The following is a 17,395-nucleotide window of genomic DNA, read 5'->3' on the forward strand; positions in this document are numbered from 1 at the left end:
ACTGCAAGTTGATTTGCTTGAACGATGCGTCATGCAAAGAAACTTGTAGAGCGCCATGACACTCATTGATCGCATAAAGGCACAATCGAAAAGGCTGACCGAGGCCGATCAAAAGCTGATCGCCACGATGCTCGACAACCGGGCGGAGGCTGCCTTTCTGTCCGGCCCGCAGCTGTCGCAGCGGGCCAGTGTTCATGAGGCGACGGTCACCCGTCTGGCGCAGAAATTGGGTTACCGCGGCTTTCCGGATCTGCGCGCACAGCTGCAGCGCGAGGTGCTTGATGATCAGGATGCCGCGACCCGCATGCGCCGCTCGGTCGCCAAGGTCGAGCACGGCGATTATCTGACCGATCTGATTGCCGCAGAGATTTCAGCCCTGGAAACGCTCGCGCGCTCGGTGCCGCAAAGTGATGTGGACCTGGCTGCCGACATGATCTTCGAAGGGCGCCGGGTGTTCGTATTCGGCCAGGGGCATGCGCAGTCCGTCGCCGGCTTCCTGCAGCGCCGCCTCGACCGGTTCGGCATGACGACGATCGCGCTCACCGGCCGCGGCCGGGACATCGCCGAGCGCATGGTCAGCATGGACAAGAGCGACGTCGTCATTGCGCTCGCCTTTCGCAAGCAGCCGCAAAGCTATGCGCCGCTGGTGCAGCATGCCCGGCGCGTCGGCGCGCGAACGATTTTGATTTCGGACCTTGCCGGCCCGCTGATGGAGCCGGTTGCGGATCTGATGCTGGCGGCGCCGCGGGGGCGTTCGGGAAGCGAGTTTCAGACTCCGACCATCCCGTTTGCCATCGTCAACGGCATCGTCCTGACGATCGCCGGCAGGCATGAGCGTGAGGTGATCGGCAGGCTGGAGAAACTGTCGGAGCTGTTCAACGACTTCGATTGACTGGGGAAAATGGAGGAGGAAACCATGTTGAAGCGACTGATGAAGTCCGCACTTGCGGCCTGTGTCGTGCTGCCCACGGCAGCAATGGCGACAGATCTGGATAGCATGACGCCCGAACAACTGCTGCCGCTTGCGCAGAAGGAAGGCAGCGTCACCGTCTTTTCGTTGTCGAGCCGGATCGCCAAGATCGAGAAAGCCTTCGAGGAGGCCTATCCGGGCGTCGACCTGATCGGCCTCGACATGAGCTCGACAAAGCAGATCGCGCGTCTGGAGGCAGAGCAGCAGGCAGGCGTTCATGCGGTCGACGTGCTCTATATCGCCGACACGCCCGTCGTCTTCAGCAAGCTTCTCGAAGCCAAGCGCATCGTCAACTATGTGCCGCCGCGCGTCGCCGCCCAGATCGACGATCGCTACAAGGGGCCGCTGCTCACCCAGCGTCTTTCGACCAAGGTGCTGATGTACAACGAGAAAGCCTTTCCCGGGGGTTCACCGGTTACCAACCTGTGGCAGCTGACCCAGCCGGAGTGGCAGGGCAAGGTGCTGATGGTCGATCCGAGCCAGCGCGGCGAACTGCTCGACCTCCTGACGGAGATTGCGCTCCATCCGGATGAGATGGCCGCGGCCTACAAGGCGCAGTTCGGCAAGGACATTGCCGTTGATGCCGATCTTCAGGGCGCCGGCGAGCAGTTCATCAAGGACCTCTTTGCCAACGACCTGATCCTCGTCCCCAATAGCGACGTGCTCAACAAGTCCGTCGGCGATGCCACTGCCAAGAACCCTCCCGTCGGCTTCGGCACCTATTCGGACCGGCGTGACAATGAGAAGGAAGGCTGGGCACTGCAAGTCGCCAACAATGTCGAGCCCGCCAACGGCATCCTGTTTCCGGCCGTTCTGACGATTGCCGAAAAGGCGCCGCATCCGGCCGCCGCCCGGTTGCTGATCGACTTCATGTTCGGCGACGACACGCCGACGGGAGGTGCCGGCTTCGAGCCGTTCAACGTTCCCGGCGACTATGCCACGCGCACGACCATCGCCCACCATCCGGACTCCGTCAAACTCGGCGAGCTGAAGGCCTGGACCATCGACCCGGCAAAGACCGCCGCTGCCCGTGGGCGCGTCTCCGATCTCATCATCACGCTTCAGTAACGGGCTTATTGCCGGCGCAACTTAGGCTGCGCCGGCAAATGCCGAGGTTCGCAAATGACATTCATATCGACCTTCGCGCCATCGGGCGGTCGCCGGCTGCTCCGATCAGGCTTCGTCATGCCGGCAATCCTCGTTGCCATCGTCGCCATCCTGGTGGTGGCGCCGCTTGTGCGCATCCTTCTGTCGACGCTCACCCCTGCAGGCATCGGGGCCTGGCAGGCGGTGCTCTTCAGCCCGCTGTCCTTCAATCTTTGGTGGCGCCCCCTGGTCAACACCATGGTCCTCGGCTTCGGGGTCGCCAGCGGCTGTCTTATCCTCGGCGGGTTTCTGGCCTGGCTGGTGGTCCTGACCGACGTGCCGGGACGTCGCCTGCTCGGACTGATGGGGACCTTGCCCTACATGATCCCGAGCTTCGCCGCGGCGCTTGCCTGGGGGACGCTGTTTCGAAACTCACGGCTCGGCGGCTCCGCCGGCTTCTTCGAAACCAATGGCCTTGCCATTCCCGACTGGCTCGCCTGGGGGCTGGTGCCGACCGCGATCGTGCTGATCGCCCACTATTATTCGCTGGCCTATACGATTATCGCAGCGGCCCTGAGTTCGGTCGGCGCCGATCTCGTTGAAGCCGGTCAGATGGCTGGTGCGAAGCGTCCGCGTATCTTCTTCGGCATCATCCTGCCCGTCGTCACGCCGGCGCTGATCGCTGCCGCTTCGCTTACCTTCGCCGGCGCCGTTGCCAATTTCGCCGCACCTGCGCTCCTGGGATTGCCGGTGCGCATGCAGACGCTTTCGACCCGCCTCTTCGGCATGATCGAAACCGGCCAGAACGAGCGCGGCTTCGTGCTTGCGCTGTTGCTGATCGCCGTTTCCGCACTGTTCCTGTGGATATCGGACCGCATCGTCTCCGGCCGCAAGGCCTTCATCACGGTCACCGGCAAGGGCGGACGCACGAAACGGTTTCCCCTTGGCGCCTGGCGCTGGCCGCTCTTTGCCGTCGCCGTGCTCGTCGGTCTTCTGACCACGGTGACGCCGGTCCTGGTGCTTGCGGCCTCAAGCCTTGCGCCTCAAAGCGGGGCCCTGTTTTCGAACTGGACGCTGCATTTCTGGATCGGCGAAGGTGGCGGCGAAATTGCCCAGGGGCAGGCGGGCATCTTCCGCAATCCCGTGCTGATCGACGCGATCTGGAATACCATCCGCCTCGGCCTTGTCGTCGCGCTGACGACGATGCTGCTTGGCCTCGCGCTCGCCTATACCATCGTCCAGCGCCGCGGCAGTCTGCTCGCCACGATCCTCAGCCAGCTTGCCTTCATTCCGCTTCTGGTGCCGAGCATTGCCTTTGCGGCCGCCTATATCGCCCTCTTCGGTGCGCCGATTGGTCCGCTGCCTTCGCTTTACGGCACCTTCGCGTTGCTGGTGATCGCGGCCTCTGCCCACAATCTGCCCTTTGCCGTGCAGTCCGGCCGCTCGGTTCTCGGTCAGATCTCCGCCGATATCGAGGAAAGCGCGCGGCTGACCGGGGCCGGCCTGCTCCGGCGGCTGTTTGCGATCATCTTCCCGCTGGCGATCCGCGGCCTGTTTGCCGGTGCGATCCTCGTCTTCGTCAAGATGGTGCGCGATCTCTCGCTGGTCGTGCTGCTATTTACCGCGACGTCGCCCGTACTCAGCATGGTCGCCTATCGTTATGCCGCCGAGGGCTTCATGCAGTTCGCCAACGCCATCACCCTCGTCATCCTTATTGTCTGCCTTGCGGCCTCGTTTCTGGCCCACGCCCTCCAGAACCGCGTCCAGAAATGGAAAGAGTCATGAACGCCTTAGCAACCGGCGCTGCGGACGCCATAGAGATCCGCAACCTCGTCAAACGATTTGGCGCCTTCACGGCGGTCAAGGATGTCAACATCTCGGTCCCGGCCGGCTCGTTCCTGGTACTCGTCGGCCCCTCCGGCTGCGGCAAGTCGACATTGCTGCGCATGCTGGCGGGCCTGGAAGGCCCGAGCGAAGGCGAGATCGCCTTTGTCGGCCAGACGGTCTCCAGTGGTGCGGGAGGCGTCATCGCCGACGCCGGCCGCCGCAACGCCGGCCTCGTCTTCCAGAGCTACGCCCTTTGGCCGCATATGACCGTCGCCGGCAACATTGCCTGGCCGTTGAAGGTCGCGCGATGGCCGCGCGAAAGACGCGACCGCCGCGTCAAGGAGGTGCTTGCCCTACTTGGCATTGGTGCCCTTGCCGAACGTTATCCAGCGGAAATCTCCGGCGGCCAGCAGCAGCGAGTGGCAATCGCCCGCACGATCGCGCCCGAACCCAGCATCCTGCTGTTCGACGAGCCGCTGTCGAACCTCGATGCCAAGCTGCGCATCGAGATGCGCAGCGAATTGATGCGCATCCACCGGGCAACGGGCGCCACGTCTGTTTATGTCACCCACGATCAGGTGGAGGCGATGACCATGGCTACGCATGTGGCCGTGCTCAACAATGGTCGTGTCGAGCAGTTCGGCAAGCCGATCGAGTTGCTGCGCAACCCGGCAACGACCTTCGTCGCCACCTTTCTCGGCACGCCGCCGGCCAACCTCTTACCGGCGCGCCGGGTGGGAGAGACTTTCGTGTTCAATGAAACGCCACTGGTGTCGGGCTCGATCGCCGCTGGCCATCCAGAGGTGCAGCTTCTCTATCGGGCCGAGGACGTCTGCGTCGGCGCGGTGCCGGACAAACCGTCGGTCACCGCGCGGTTTGCCGAGGCAGCACCGATCGCCGGACGCACGATGGTCACCGCCATGCTCGGCGATCTGCGCATCACCGGCATGGCGGAGGGTTACTTCAGCGGAATGCCCGGGGACGCCGTCACACTGTCATTCATCAGGACCCCTGACGCTGTCTTTGCCGTCAGCGGAGAAAGGATAAATCAATGAGGCTGATCCTCATGCGCCATGGCGAAACCGAGTGGAACGCCGAACAACGGCTGCAGGGCCAGGACAACTCGCTGCTGTCTGAACGCGGCGTTGCCCAGGTCCGGCGTTTCCGCCCCTATGCCAAGGCGCTGCAGCCCGCCCGTATCATCGCATCGGATCTCGGCCGGACGCGGCAGACCGTTGCGCTGATCGGACATCCGGACGCGCCGTCCGACGAGCGGTTTCGCGAGCTCGACATGGGCGAATGGACGGGGCGTCGCAAGCCGGAGCTGATCGCCGAACGTCCGGGGGACTACACCGCCTGGCGCGCCGGCACCTTCACGCCCGCCAATGCCGAAACCTGGATCGCCTTTCGCAATCGCGTTGCTGACGGGGTTCGTGACTGGATGTCGCGCACGGATGGCGACCTGCTGGTGGTCGCCCATGGCGGGGTCATTCGCGCAGCCTGCCACGAGTTTCTGGACCTGCCGCCCTCGCGCGTCGTTCCGGTTACCCCCGGCACGGCAACCATCCTGAATTTTCCCATGCCGGACCGATCTGCAGCCCAGCTCGAAGGCTACAACATCGGATCTGTCGCTCCCGACATTTCCGTCGCCGATTGATCGCTTCGAGCGGAAGGACCTTGCTGGACATGAATTCCGGAACGTTTGTCATTGTGGAGCTGCTCGGCGGCGTCGCGCTCCTGCTCTGGGGTGTGCGGATGGTTAGAACCGGCGTCATGCGGGGATGGGGCGATCGGCTGCAGCGGTTCGTCGAACAGCGCCTGTCCAACCGGCTGACAGCATTCGGTGGCGGCATCGCCGCCACCGCTGTTCTCGGCAGCGCCACGGCCATGGCCCTCATTATCGCTGGCCTGGCTGGTGCCGGTGCGATCGGGGCGACGACGGGCCTTGCGGTTCTCCTCGGTGCCGATATCGGCTCGGCGCTCGTATCCGGCCTTTTCGCATCGGGCTCATCGCTGGCAACGACGCTGGCGCCGCTTTTCCTGTTTGCCGGCTATCTCACCTTCGGAGCGTCGAACGAGTTTCGCCCGCGAAACGCCGGCCGCATCATGATGGGGCTCGGCCTCATGTTGCTGGCACTGAAGGTCATCGTTTCGGCGACCGCTCCGCTGCGCGAGGCGACGCTGTTTCACGACGTTCTCGCCGCGATCGCCAACGAGCCGGTGCTCGGTTTCCTCGTCGGCGCCGGTCTCGCCTGGTTCTGCCATTCGACGCTCGCGGTCATCTTGTTAATCGCTTCGCTGCTGACCAATGGCAGTCTGGAAGTGGCCGGCGCCGTGCCCCTGATCCTCGGCGTCAATTTCGGCGGCGGCCTGCCGGCCGTCAGCGCGACCCTCGACCAGCCATCTGTCGCCCGAAGGCTCCCAGTCGCCAATCTGCTTTGCCGCGGCCTTCTGGCAATCGCGCTGCTGCCGTTGGCGCGACAGATCGTCGATGCTGCCGCCGGTGTGCCGCTGGACCCCTTGCATGTCGCGGTCGGACTCCATGCGGCGTTCAACTTGACGGTCGCCGCCGTGTTCCTGCCGATCTCCCCTGTCGTCGTGCGCTTCGTCGACCGGTTGATCCCCAATGCTTCGGCCGCCGATGATCCCTTGGCCACACCGCGCTATCTCGACAGCGCTTCGTTGACGACGCCGGCCGTCGCGCTTTCCAATGCCACGATCGAGACGATCCGGATGAGCGAACTGCTGGAGCGCATGTTCAAGATGTCGCTCACGGCGTTGTCGTCCAGTCGGTTGGAGACATTGAAGGAGGTCAACGCCATCGATTTCAAGCTCGGCACCTACATGGGGTCGGTCCATGCCTATCTCGGCCGGCTGGCCCAGGGCGAACTGTCGGGTGGCGATACGCGCCGCGCTTTTGAGATCATGCTTTTTGCCAGCAATCTCGAACATGCGGGTGATGTGATCAAGCTCAACCTCGCCGACCGCATCCGGGCAAAGATCAAGCAGGACATCCAGTTGGCGCCGAGCCAGCGCGAGGCCCTCGATATGCTCTGCGACGAGGTCGCGGTGTCATTACGCCTTGTGCCGGTGGTTCTTTCGTCGCGCGACGTCGGCGCTGCCGCCCGCCTGGCATCCCAGAAAGATCGCTTCCGCGCGCTCGAGGAGCGCGCGATCAATGAGCATCTCGGCCGGGAAGGCATGGAAAAGGGCGTCAGTCTTAGAAGCAATGCTCTGTTCATCGATCTTATTGGTGACCTGCACCGGATCAATTCGCACATAGCGGCCGCGGCTTACCCGCTGATCCAGGCGGCCGGCCTGTTGAACACCACCCGTCTTCGCACGTCTGCCCTCAGCGAGCGGCTGGCGTGAAAGTCGCCCCGGGCGCTTTCAATGGCGGGAGGTTCGACCCGGGAGCGGCGCCGGTCACTTTATCGGTCGTGGCGCCGTTCGGCCCGGAGCCGGAAAATATGGTAGCTCGTCAGTGCAGCGCCGAAGGCATCACGAACACGGACATGCCATCCTGCTCGACGGCGCTGAGAAATTCGGCGAGCGCTGCGGCATCCGTTGCGAAGAGATCCTCCCAGCGTGTCGACATGCCCTGGGTATCGATGACTTCCAGCGCCCACTCGTTGCCGTCCTCGATCCGGGAGATTTCGACGGTCACAGTGATGCTGTCGCGGGAGAACTCCTGCGAGAGCGGGGACAGGACGATTTTCGGTTCTTCGTTCATGGGGCACCTTTCGCTGTGATGCGGAGACGGTTGGACCGATTTGTCGAACCGACTGCCTAGCTACGCCATTGCTGTTAAAGCAATCAAGGCCGTCGTCGGGTTGGGCAAGAAGCTACCCGATCTGCCCTGTTCGAACGCAAGCAGTTCAATCATCGCGTCGTGCGGGATCCGGCACCCGTGACCGCCTGTGTCTAAATGCGAACGCTCGCAGCCTAAAAAGAAATCCACTCGCCCGCGTCACGGGAAGCATTGCTGGATCGTCAAAACGATATGGAGCCTGAACGCGCTGTCCGGCACGCCGACCCACAACGTCGGCGATCCTCCATACGGCGTTTCCACGGCTTCGTCGTGCAACAACGGAAAGCAAAAAATGTCGTCTACAACTACAAAATCGCCTATTCGCCTTTTCAATCCTCCTGGGCTTTATGATGCATCGGTCAATGGTTACTCCCATGTCGGCCTGGTCCCGGCGGGCGTGCGGCTGGTCTTTGTCGCCGGCCAGGGAGGCGAGGACGTGCAAGGGGCTCTCGATCCGGATTTCCGACTGCAGGTCCGCCAGGCGCTCGCCAATCTGCGCACCGCGCTTGGTGCCGCGGGCGCTGATACAAGCGACATCGTCAAGCTGACGGTGCTGATCGTCGACCACTCCGAAGAACGGTTGCATATCTTCGGCGCTGAAATGGAAGCGGCGCTGGGTGAGGGCGCAAAACCCACATGCACACTGATCCCGGTGCCGCGGTTGGCGCTTGACGGGATGCTGTTCGAGATCGAGGCTGTTGCCGCGCTCGGCTAACCGGAACCATCGCGGGCGCCGTGAGTGGCGCCCGTTCGACCCTTCCGGGCCGAGATCTTGCCGCTTGGCGGTCCGCTCACAGGTTTTCCCGGGTTAAATCCGGCCCGCTCGCCACAGGTTGTTGACAGTGGGGGAAAGTGATGGCGCGATAGGCGCTCGGTCTTCCCTTTCGCCAAAAGTTCCGGGAGAAGGGCTGATGGCATTGCAATACGACATGTTTGTTTCGTCCGATCCGGACGAGAAGGGCGCACGCTCCAAGCGCGCGTCCTCACGCGCGGCTGCCGGCATGAGCGCCGGCGCCATGGTCGATCATCTGGAGGCGACGGGTCGCTACCGCGTTCTGCAAAAGCTGGAGCCGCGCCCCGTCGTGGCCGCGCCGCGCGCCGAGTTTCCGCTCGTCGGCGTCATCCTCGACACCGAGACCACCGGCCTCAACCATCGCAAGGACGAGATCATCGAGATCGGCGTCATTGCGTTCACCTTTGACGCTCACGGGGCCATCGGCGACGTGATCGACGTCTATGGCGGTCTGCGGCAGCCGAGCGGCTCCATTCCAGCCGAGATCACGCGCATCACCGGCATTACCGACGAAATGGTCGCCGGCGAAACCATCGATGTTGCCCGGCTTCAGGCGATCATTGAGCGCGCCGATCTGATCATCGCCCACAATGCCGGGTTCGACCGGCCGTTTTGCGAAGCTTTTTCGCCGATCTTCGAGAAGAAGGCCTGGGCCTGCTCGGTCTCCGAGATCGGCTGGAGCGACCGCGGCTTCGAGGGCACGAAGCTCGGCTACCTCATCGGCCAGGCGGGATATTTCCACGACGGCCACCGCGCCGTCGACGATTGTTTTGCCCTGCTCGAGGTGATTGCGGGCCCAGCCCATGATACGCAAGAGACACCTTTTGCCGAGCTCTACGCGGCAAGCCAGCGATCACGCGTTCGCCTCTATGCGGAAAACAGCCCCTTCGAAATGAAGGACCACCTGAAGGGCCGCGGCTATCGCTGGTCCGACGGCAGCGATGGGCGCCCAAAATCCTGGTGGATCGAGATCGGCGAAGAGGGGCTGGACGAGGAGCTGCGCTACCTCAGAACCGAAATCTATCGCTGGAACGAGGCCGATCCGCCGACGGTGCGGCTGACAGCCTTCGACCGCTTCAAGGCGCGCTGAGCCGCTTGACCGGCGCTCCACGCATGGCTGGTCTGCGAAGTCAGATCTACGAAATCGGTAGGTTTCTTCTATAGTCAACTCATCGAAGCGATGCATCTCCTCCCGCAGGACTTCGAGTGTGCAAGCGCTTTCTCCTCCTCCCAACGAGCGCTTGCCGGAATGGCGACACTCCTCCTCCCGGTTGCCATTCAATCCCTTTAAAAGCCTGCCGCACCTCCTCCCGCGGCAGGCTTTTTCTTTTGGCATGGCCTGATCGTCAGAAAGAAAGCTCCAGCTGCGGGCGGGCTTCTTCCTCATTGCCGTTGAGCGACGACAGCGTGACCCCAAGCAGGCGCACGCCGCGCTTGAACGGGTGGACCGATGCCAGCAGCGAAACGGCCACCTCAAGCATCTCGGACGCTCCTGCAACTGGTGCGCCGAGCGTCTTGCTGCGTGTCGCCTGGGTAAAGTCCGAGTACTTCACCTTGACGGTCACCGTCTTGCCGCTCATGCCCTGCGCCTCGCAGTATCGCCAGACCTTGTCGGCCAATGGCAGCAACTCGGCACATGCCGGTTCGAACTCGAAAATATCCTCGACGAATGTGTCTTCCGCACCAACCGATTTGCGCACCCGGTCGGGCTGCACCCGTCGCTCGTCAATGCCGCGGGCGATGCCGTAGAAGTACGGGCCGGATTTGCCGAAATGCTCCTGCAGGAAGGCCAGGGTCTGTTGCCGCAGGTCGAAGCCGGTTTCGATGCCCAGCCGCTTCATCCGCTCGGCCGTCGCCGGCCCGACGCCATGGAACTTTTTCACCGGAAGCGCCTCGACGAATGCCGGTCCGTTCTTGGGCGTGATGACGAACAGCCCGTCCGGCTTTCGCTGGTCGCTCGCCATCTTGGCGAGGAACTTGTTGTAGCTGACGCCGGCCGAGGCCGTCAGGTTCGTCGTTGCCTTGATCTTCGCGCGGATCTCCTCGGCGATCTCGGTCGCGATCTCCATGCCCTTCAGATTGTCGGTCACGTCGAGATAGGCCTCATCGAGCGACAGGGGTTCGATGACAGGCGTATATTCGGCAAAAATCTCGCGGATCTGCTGCGACACGGCGCGATAGACGTCGAAGCGCGGCTTGACGAAGATGAGATCGGGGCATTTTCGCTTCGCAGTGACGGATGGCATGGCGGAATGGACGCCGAACTTGCGTGCCTCGTAACTTGCGGCGGCAACGACACCTCGCGCAGCCGCGCCGCCGACAGCCACCGGCTTGCCGCGCAGCTCCGGATTGTCGCGCTGTTCGACCGAAGCATAGAAGGCGTCCATATCGATATGGATGATCTTGCGCTGCCGCTGCGTTCCCGACGCATCGGCTGTAGTCTGTCTTCCGATCACGGTGTCGCTAGGCTCGGCCACGTGCCGCTCCTTACTTCCACATGGTCCGCATGCGCGCGCCGACATCGATGCGGATCTGCCTGGCGCTGCGCTCGGACGCTGAGGCGCTGACCACCGGCCAGGATGCCGTCTCGAAGAACTGCAGGAGCGTTGCCGGAATGAACCGCGTGCGCGAGGCGTAGACGTGGCGATCGCCCTGCGCATGCTGGCCGCTCGTGAAGAACCGCTGTGGGGTGATCAGCGTCAGGCTGTCCTTTGCCCGTGTCATGCCGACGTAGAGCAGCCGCCGTTCCTCTTCGATCTCGTGCGTGGTGCCGACGCCAAGATCGGAGGGGATGCAGCCGTCGACGACATTGAGCATGAAGACCGAGCGCCATTCCTGCCCCTTGGCCGAATGGATCGTCGAAAGGATCAGATAGTCCTCATCAAGCAGCGGCACGCCGGCCTGGTCGCTGGTCGCATCAGGCGGATCGAGCGTCAGTTCGGTGAGGAAGCGTTCGCGGCTCGGATAGCCGCCGGCGATCTGCTCCAGTTGCAGGAGGTCGGCCTTTCTGGTGTCGGCATCCTCGTGGATGCGGTCGAGATGCGGCTCGTACCATTCGCGTGCCTGGGCAATTTCATCCGGCCAGCCGCCTGCCTGTTTGCGTAGCCCCTCGATCAGGGTGACGAAATCCCGCCAGTTGTCGCCGGAACGCGGCGGGGCGGGGATCTCCCCGAGGGCTGCCAGAGGTTCCGGGGCGGCGGCGATCGCGTCAAGGATCTTGCCGGCCGTCTGCGGGCCGACACCGGGGATCATGTGCAGCAGGCGAAAGCCGGCGACCCGGTCCCGCGGGTTTTGCGCAAACCTGAGTACCGCCAGCATGTCCTTGACATGGGCGCTGTCGAGAAACTTCAGCCCGCCGAATTTCACGAAGGGGATATTGCGCCGGGTCAGCTCCACCTCGAGCGGCCCGCTGTGGTTCGATGAGCGAAACAGCACCGCCTGCTGCTTCAGCGTCATGCCTATTTCCCGGTTCTCCAGAACCTTCTCGACGATATAGCGTGCCTGGTCGGCCTCATCGGCGACCGCCAGCAGCTTGGGCCTTTCCGCAGACTGCCGCTCGGTCCAGAGGTTCTTGGTGAAGCGTTCCCGGGCGAGATCGATGACGCCGTTGGCGGCGGCAAGGATCGTCTGGGTGGAGCGATAGTTTCGATCAAGCGTGATGACGTCGGCCGGAGGGGTGAACTCGCCCGGAAAATCCAGGATGTTGCGCACTGTCGCTGCCCGGAACGAATAGATCGACTGGGCATCGTCGCCCACGACCGTCAGGCCCCTGCCGCCTGGCTTCAACGCCATCAGCACGGATGATTGAAAACGGTTGGTATCCTGATATTCGTCGACCAGCACATGGTCGAAACGGTTGCCGATGTCCTCGGCCAGTTCCGGCTCGCTGACGGTCTGCGCCCAGTAGAGCAGCAGGTCGTCGTAATCGAGCACGTTCTGCGTCTGCTTTGCCTCGACATAACAGGAAAACAGCTGCTTCAACTGCTCCTCCCAACCTCCGACCCAGGGATAATGCGCGCGCAAGACCTCGCTCAGCGGCGTCTCGGAGTTGACGGCACGAGAATAGATCGACAGGCAGGTGCCCTTGGTCGGGAACCGGGTCTCGGTCTTCGAGAGGCCGAGCTCATGCCGGACAAGGTTCATCAGGTCGGCACTGTCTTCCCGGTCATGGATCGTGAAATCGACATTCAATCCGATCTGCTCGGCATAGATGCGCAGCAGGCGCGCTCCGATGCCGTGGAATGTTCCGGCCCAGGTGAGCGCGTCGGTGGCAACAGTGGCGTTTGCCCCAAGTACCTGGGCGCAGATGCGCTCGACCCGTCGCGCCATTTCGTTGGCGGCGCGGCGTGAAAACGTCATCAGCAGGATGCGGCGGGGGTCGGCGCCGTTGACGATGAGGTGGGCAACACGATGGGCGAGCGTATTCGTTTTGCCCGACCCGGCGCCGGCGATGATCAGGAGTGGCCCTGCAATCGTTTCGCCCGGTGCGGTTACGCCAAATTCGACGGCATCGCGCTGTCGATCATTCAATTTTTCCAGATAGGCCGCCGCCACGCCGAAGTCCCCGGTAAGTTCCTGCCGATTCTACCCCTTGCGCCCAGCGCCGGCACCGATTGCCCGGCCCTGCGGGCGACGCCGAGGCATCCCCGCGCTCGATATGAGAGATTCACGACGGGGAACGAATTAGGAACATATCAGCCGGGGATCACATTGCAAAGGCCCGGTTGGCAATGGCTGAAATGCCCATCGGTTTCCGGTCGCAAAATGCCGGGCTAGCGTTACCGCAATCAATCCCGCCGGTGGCGACTACCGAAGCGTCACGTTTGCGGCTATCTCTGTGGGCGAAATATCGCCCATCAAGCGCATCCCAAACGAGCCCGCCCACCCCGTGACATCAAACGATCTACAAGCCGACGATCCGTCTTCTGACACGCCGCCCTCCGACGCGCCGACCGCGCGCATGCTGTCTTGGGCGCGCAATTCGGCGGTCTATCGCCTCGAACGACAGATGATGACGGAGAAACAGTTGTTCGACGCCATCACCCGGAAGGCACGACAGAAGTTCGAGGATATCAGCCAGCAGCAGCTCAAGGCCGTTGCCGAGTTCGCGGTCAAGTTCGCCTATGATCTGAATGCCCTGAACGACGCGGATTATGCGCAGCTCAGCACGCAGTCGGCGGTGCGCAGCGGGAAGTCGAAACGGGCGATTGCGCAGAAGCTTTCGGCGAAGGGCATCGACAGGGAAACCGCCGCCGTGGCGCTGGAGGAGACCGACGATCTGTTTGCTGCCGTGGTCTTTGCTCGCAAGCGCGCTTTCGGCCCCTTCCGCCGCGGCGAGCTCGACGACAAGCGCAAGGCCAAGGAGCTGTCCGCATTCGCTCGCAACGGTTTCGGGTTCGAGATAGGCAGAAAAGTGTTCGAGATGAGCTCGGAGCAGGCCGAGAGTGTGCTGCGGAAGGACGCTTTCACCTAAAGCGCGTCGCGATTTCCAGGGTTCGCTTGCTGCGCTTTAAGCTCTTGTTTTTGTGCATGTCGTCATCGCAAAACCGCTGCGCACTTTTGCGCGGTTCGCCTTTTCAAGTCGCAGGAATAGAAATTCTCCCGCCCGATTTTCTCGGACGTCGTGTTTCGTATGAGTGCGTCCTGGGGAAAGCAGGAGGCACGGTCAATGAACGACGGTTGATCATGCTCTGATGCGCGGGTTGGTTACCGCCGGACCTGATGCGTCGCGGAGCGTCCTCAGTCTAGTTGGCAGCGTCGGAATTAAACCGGCTGATAGTCGAAACGAGGGTTCTCCTGCCGTGACCGTGCCCCCAGCCTTGCCCAGGTGCACATGGCTTTCTGATCGGCTCTTCTCCTCCTCGCTAATCTACACTTTGGCGGCGTTCAACGCGGTGAGACCTGGCAGGCAATCGCCCAGACGAAGCCCGATAGTTCGCGCGCGATCGCCGTGGTTACGGTCGTGGCCGGCTTTCCGGCCCTGGTGAGCTTGCGGTAGCGGCCGCAGAGCCGCTCCTGCGCTTTCCACGCCGTGTCGCGGATCGTTTTTGGGAGCTGCTCCTGGCGCAGCAATTGTTCGCGGCTCACCCTTGCGGGAAACCGGTAGCTCCAGGCCGCCTCGATCAACATGCGACGTGCAGTTCCGTTCCCCGCTTTTGTAATTCCGCCCTGGCGTCGAGTGCCGCCGCTCGAATGCTCCGATGGTACGAGCCCCAGATAGGCCATCAGCTGACGCGGATTGGCAAAGCGACTGATATCACCCAATTCGGCAATCATCGTTGCTGCGGTCACCAGAGCCATGCCGCGCAGTGATTGCAGTGCATGGACGACCGGGGCCAATGACCAATCGCTCAACATCATCTCGATTTGCTTCGTCAGCCGATCGCGCCGGTCCGTCCGTAGCAGCCTCGACCGTCGCGATATGATCCTCAAGCACAATGTGGTGGGCCGGTTGCGCGAAGCGAAGACCGGCCAGCCAGCGGCGGTGCATCTGCGTCCAGGCTGGACGGCCATAATGGCAGCCATGGCGCAGGAGGAATCCGCTGAGCTGCTGGCGCGCCTGTCGCAGGCTGCGCACGGCAGCCAGGCGTGCCCGCACCAGATCGCGCATCGCCTCATGGGCGGGATCGGGGATCCAGACGGCGCTCAGTTCACCAGCGCGATGAAGCCTTGCCAAATTGTTGGCATCCCGGCGGTCCGTCTTGATGCGATCGCCTGGCTTTCGAGGGATCAAAGACGGGGCCACGACTACGCAGTGATGGCCAGCGGCAGACAGTTGCCGCTGAATGCCGTAGCCGCAAGGTCCGGCTTCGTAGCAAAACTTCAGCGTCCGGCCCGACTGCGAAAGCTTGGCCAGCATGCGGGCCAAGGCCGTTGGTGTGTTGACGATCTGGCCAAACGCGCGCACGTCACCGCGCTTACCGCCTTCAGCAAGCGCGACCGAAATCGTTTCCTTGTGAACATCCAATCCGACATATGTGGTAGTCTCTTCCATGGCCCGTCTCCTATGCATGAGGCTCTGTGCGAGGATAACTCACGCAACCCTCGATACCTGCATATTGTGAGACGGGTCACCCAGTCCCCAGGCGAACATTTAGTCTAGGCTGAACGCGACTTGCCGCTTCCGTCTGCCGTCAAGTTGACTCCCCGCTCGCGCCCGACCGGGTGAATTTTGCAACACTCAGTTGGCGGCGAGCGACTGGCGAGGATCATCCACCAAAGAGATTGGCTTTGACCACATTTCGGTCACGAATGGGACCAACAGCCACAACTCTCTCCTCGCATACATCCAACCCGGAATAAAAAAGTGTCTTTTCAATTGTCCCGCCGATCACTGCTTGCAGTGGTCGCAAGCTCTATTTTGAGCGCCTGCACACAGGTCCCCAAGCCCGGTCTCGAGCCAAATGCCGCCGACAAGACCAGCAAGGGCGTCATCACCCCGCCAGAGAAGGCCCCGATCGAGCTTGAGCGCAAGGATGAGCCGGCGCCGAAGCTCGATTACGCCCAGATCTACGGTCCGGTAAAGGACGAGGGCTATGATGTTCCGGGGGTGCAGTTCGATGCGATAAAGCCGGAATTCCTGCGGCAGGAGGTCGCCTATGCGACCAACGAGCCGGCCTATTCGATCGTCGTCGATACGCAGAAGATGTTCCTCTACTGGGTGCTGCCCGGCGGCAAGGCGATCCGCTATGGCGTCGGTCTTGGCGCACAGGGACGCGCCTGGAAGGGCAGGGCGGTCGTGCACTGGAAGCGCAAGTGGCCGCGTTGGACGGTGCCGGACGACATGGTCGCGCGCCAGCCGCACCTGAAGAAATATGGCATCGAGGCGGGCGGCATGGATCCGGGCCTCAGCAATCCGCTCGGCGCGCGGGCGATGTATATCTTCCAGGATGGCCAGGATACGCTCTACCGGATCCATGGGTCGCCGCAGTGGCGCTCGATCGGCAAGAACGCTTCGGCCGGCTGCGTGCGGATGCTGCAACAGGACGCGATCGATCTCTATAATCGCGTCCGGGGAAAGACGCCGCTGCTCGTCATCTGAGGCCAGCCGTCGACTGTGGGAGCGCTCCCACAGTCGACATCGCCGGTCCTAATAAATCGGCGGGGGTGCGCCGGGGATGCCGCCTTCGCCGGGCAGGAGATTGTCCTGCGGCTGGGCCGGTGTTTGCGCCGCCATTCCGCCGCCCGACAGATCCGTCACCACGACCGGCGTGCCGTTCGGCACGCGGTCATAGAGATCGACGACGTCCTGGTTGATCATGCGCACGCACCCCGACGACACCGACTGGCCGATGGTCCACCATTCCGGGGAGCCATGGATGCGGTAAAGCGTATCTTCCCCGTTCTGGAAGATATACATCGCGCGGGCGCCAAGCGGGTTCTTCAACCCCGGCTCCATGCCGCCGGCCTCGATGCTGTACTGCTGCAGTTCCGGCTGGCGTGCGACCATTTCGTTCGGCGGTTTCCAGCGCGGCCAAGGCCGCTTGTACTGGATGACGCCGCGACCGGCCCAGGCGAAGCCGGCCCGGCCGAGGCCGACGCCGTAGCGCATCGCCTGGCCGTTCTCATAGACGCGATAGAGGAAATGGTTGCCGACATCGACAACCAAAGTGCCGGGCCGCTCGCCCGTCGGATCGGGCACCATCTGCCTGTAATATCGCGGGTCGATCTTTTCGTAAGGGATCGCCGGCAGAGGATAGGTTTCTCCCGGCCGTTCGCCATACATCTCGGAGAGCACGGTGTTGGCGGCCGGCACTGGTTCCGGCGCCGGGGCGTATTGCTGCGAAACCCGCTCGCGCGTCGAGCCGCACCCCGCCAAACCGAGCACCGCCATGCCGGCGGAAAGCTTGAGGAAGGATCGGCGACAGACGTCACGTTGCGGCATGGGGAACCTCGATTACCTGTGTTC

14 protein-coding genes and 1 pseudogene are annotated in these 17,395 nt (G+C 62.9%); 10 read left to right on the forward strand and 5 right to left on the reverse strand.

The window, feature by feature from the left end:
* Positions 1–55 precede the first annotated feature (55 nt).
* From C6558_RS14090 to C6558_RS14115, 6 genes are read left to right on the forward strand one after another with little or no spacing between them, the layout of a single operon-like run.
* Complete coding sequence (locus C6558_RS14090) at positions 56–892, forward strand: MurR/RpiR family transcriptional regulator (RefSeq protein WP_082571696.1); 837 nt, start codon at positions 56–58, stop codon at positions 890–892.
* Between the two features lie 27 nt (positions 893–919).
* A complete protein-coding gene (locus C6558_RS14095; protein WP_025429370.1) occupies positions 920–2,038 on the forward strand; it encodes an ABC transporter substrate-binding protein in 1,119 nt (372 codons plus the stop codon).
* Between the two features lie 54 nt (positions 2,039–2,092).
* Positions 2,093–3,841 carry an iron ABC transporter permease gene (locus tag C6558_RS14100; RefSeq protein ID WP_245449175.1) on the forward strand — a complete coding sequence of 583 codons (1,749 nt, stop codon included), beginning with the start codon at positions 2,093–2,095 and terminating at the stop codon, positions 3,839–3,841.
* Complete coding sequence (locus C6558_RS14105; protein ID WP_107027416.1) at positions 3,838–4,938, forward strand: ABC transporter ATP-binding protein; 1,101 nt, start codon at positions 3,838–3,840, stop codon at positions 4,936–4,938. The genes C6558_RS14100 and C6558_RS14105 overlap by 4 nt, the downstream gene beginning before the upstream one ends.
* Positions 4,935–5,540: a histidine phosphatase family protein gene (locus tag C6558_RS14110; RefSeq protein ID WP_107027417.1), complete on the forward strand. Its 606-nt coding sequence runs from the start codon at positions 4,935–4,937 to the stop codon at positions 5,538–5,540. Before C6558_RS14105 ends, C6558_RS14110 begins: the two co-directional genes overlap by 4 nt.
* Positions 5,541–5,569: 29 nt before the next feature.
* Positions 5,570–7,255 (forward strand): Na/Pi cotransporter family protein, encoded by a 1,686-nt coding sequence (locus C6558_RS14115; protein ID WP_107027418.1) that lies wholly within the window; start codon positions 5,570–5,572, stop codon positions 7,253–7,255.
* A 109-nt stretch (positions 7,256–7,364) separates the two neighbouring features.
* Here C6558_RS14115 and C6558_RS14120 read toward each other — a convergent pair whose 3' ends face one another.
* Positions 7,365–7,616 carry a hypothetical protein gene (locus C6558_RS14120; RefSeq protein WP_107027419.1) on the reverse strand — a complete coding sequence of 84 codons (252 nt, stop codon included), beginning with the start codon at positions 7,614–7,616 and terminating at the stop codon, positions 7,365–7,367.
* A gap of 370 nt (positions 7,617–7,986) precedes the next feature.
* Here C6558_RS14120 and C6558_RS14125 point away from each other — a divergent pair, with 370 nt between their 5' ends.
* Entirely contained in the window at positions 7,987–8,409 is a 423-nt protein-coding gene (locus tag C6558_RS14125; RefSeq protein WP_025429364.1) for a RidA family protein, read from the forward strand.
* A 286-nt stretch (positions 8,410–8,695) separates the two neighbouring features.
* Complete coding sequence (locus C6558_RS14130) at positions 8,696–9,577, forward strand: 3'-5' exonuclease (protein ID WP_245449179.1); 882 nt, start codon at positions 8,696–8,698, stop codon at positions 9,575–9,577.
* Positions 9,578–9,833: 256 nt separating this feature from the next.
* On the opposite strand, the gene dinB is transcribed toward C6558_RS14130, so the two are convergent.
* The gene (gene dinB / locus C6558_RS14135) at positions 9,834–10,940 is read right to left on the reverse strand and encodes a DNA polymerase IV (RefSeq protein ID WP_371412271.1); all 1,107 of its coding nucleotides are present in this window, start codon (positions 10,938–10,940) and stop codon (positions 9,834–9,836) included.
* Positions 10,941–10,974: 34 nt separating this feature from the next.
* Positions 10,975–13,041, reverse strand: a complete 2,067-nt coding sequence (locus tag C6558_RS14140; protein ID WP_107027422.1) for an ATP-dependent helicase — start codon at positions 13,039–13,041, stop codon at positions 10,975–10,977.
* 406 nt (positions 13,042–13,447) lie between these two features.
* On the opposite strand from C6558_RS14140, the gene recX reads away from it, so the two are divergent.
* Entirely contained in the window at positions 13,448–13,960 is a 513-nt protein-coding gene (gene recX / locus C6558_RS14145) for a recombination regulator RecX (RefSeq protein WP_057212962.1), read from the forward strand.
* Positions 13,961–14,373: 413 nt separating this feature from the next.
* Here recX and C6558_RS14155 read toward each other — a convergent pair.
* Positions 14,374–15,481 (reverse strand): annotated as a pseudogene (locus C6558_RS14155) (IS110 family transposase).
* 312 nt (positions 15,482–15,793) lie between these two features.
* On the opposite strand from C6558_RS14155, the gene C6558_RS14160 reads away from it, so the two are divergent.
* Positions 15,794–16,528: a L,D-transpeptidase gene (locus C6558_RS14160; RefSeq protein ID WP_107027423.1), complete on the forward strand. Its 735-nt coding sequence runs from the start codon at positions 15,794–15,796 to the stop codon at positions 16,526–16,528.
* Positions 16,529–16,576: 48 nt separating this feature from the next.
* On the opposite strand, the gene C6558_RS14165 is transcribed toward C6558_RS14160, so the two are convergent.
* Positions 16,577–17,371: a L,D-transpeptidase gene (locus C6558_RS14165; RefSeq protein ID WP_107027424.1), complete on the reverse strand. Its 795-nt coding sequence runs from the start codon at positions 17,369–17,371 to the stop codon at positions 16,577–16,579.
* Positions 17,372–17,395 lie beyond the last annotated feature (24 nt).

It is taken from the genome of Ensifer sp. NM-2 (genome assembly GCF_003024455.1).
Taxonomy (GTDB): domain Bacteria; phylum Pseudomonadota; class Alphaproteobacteria; order Rhizobiales; family Rhizobiaceae; genus Ensifer; species Ensifer canadensis.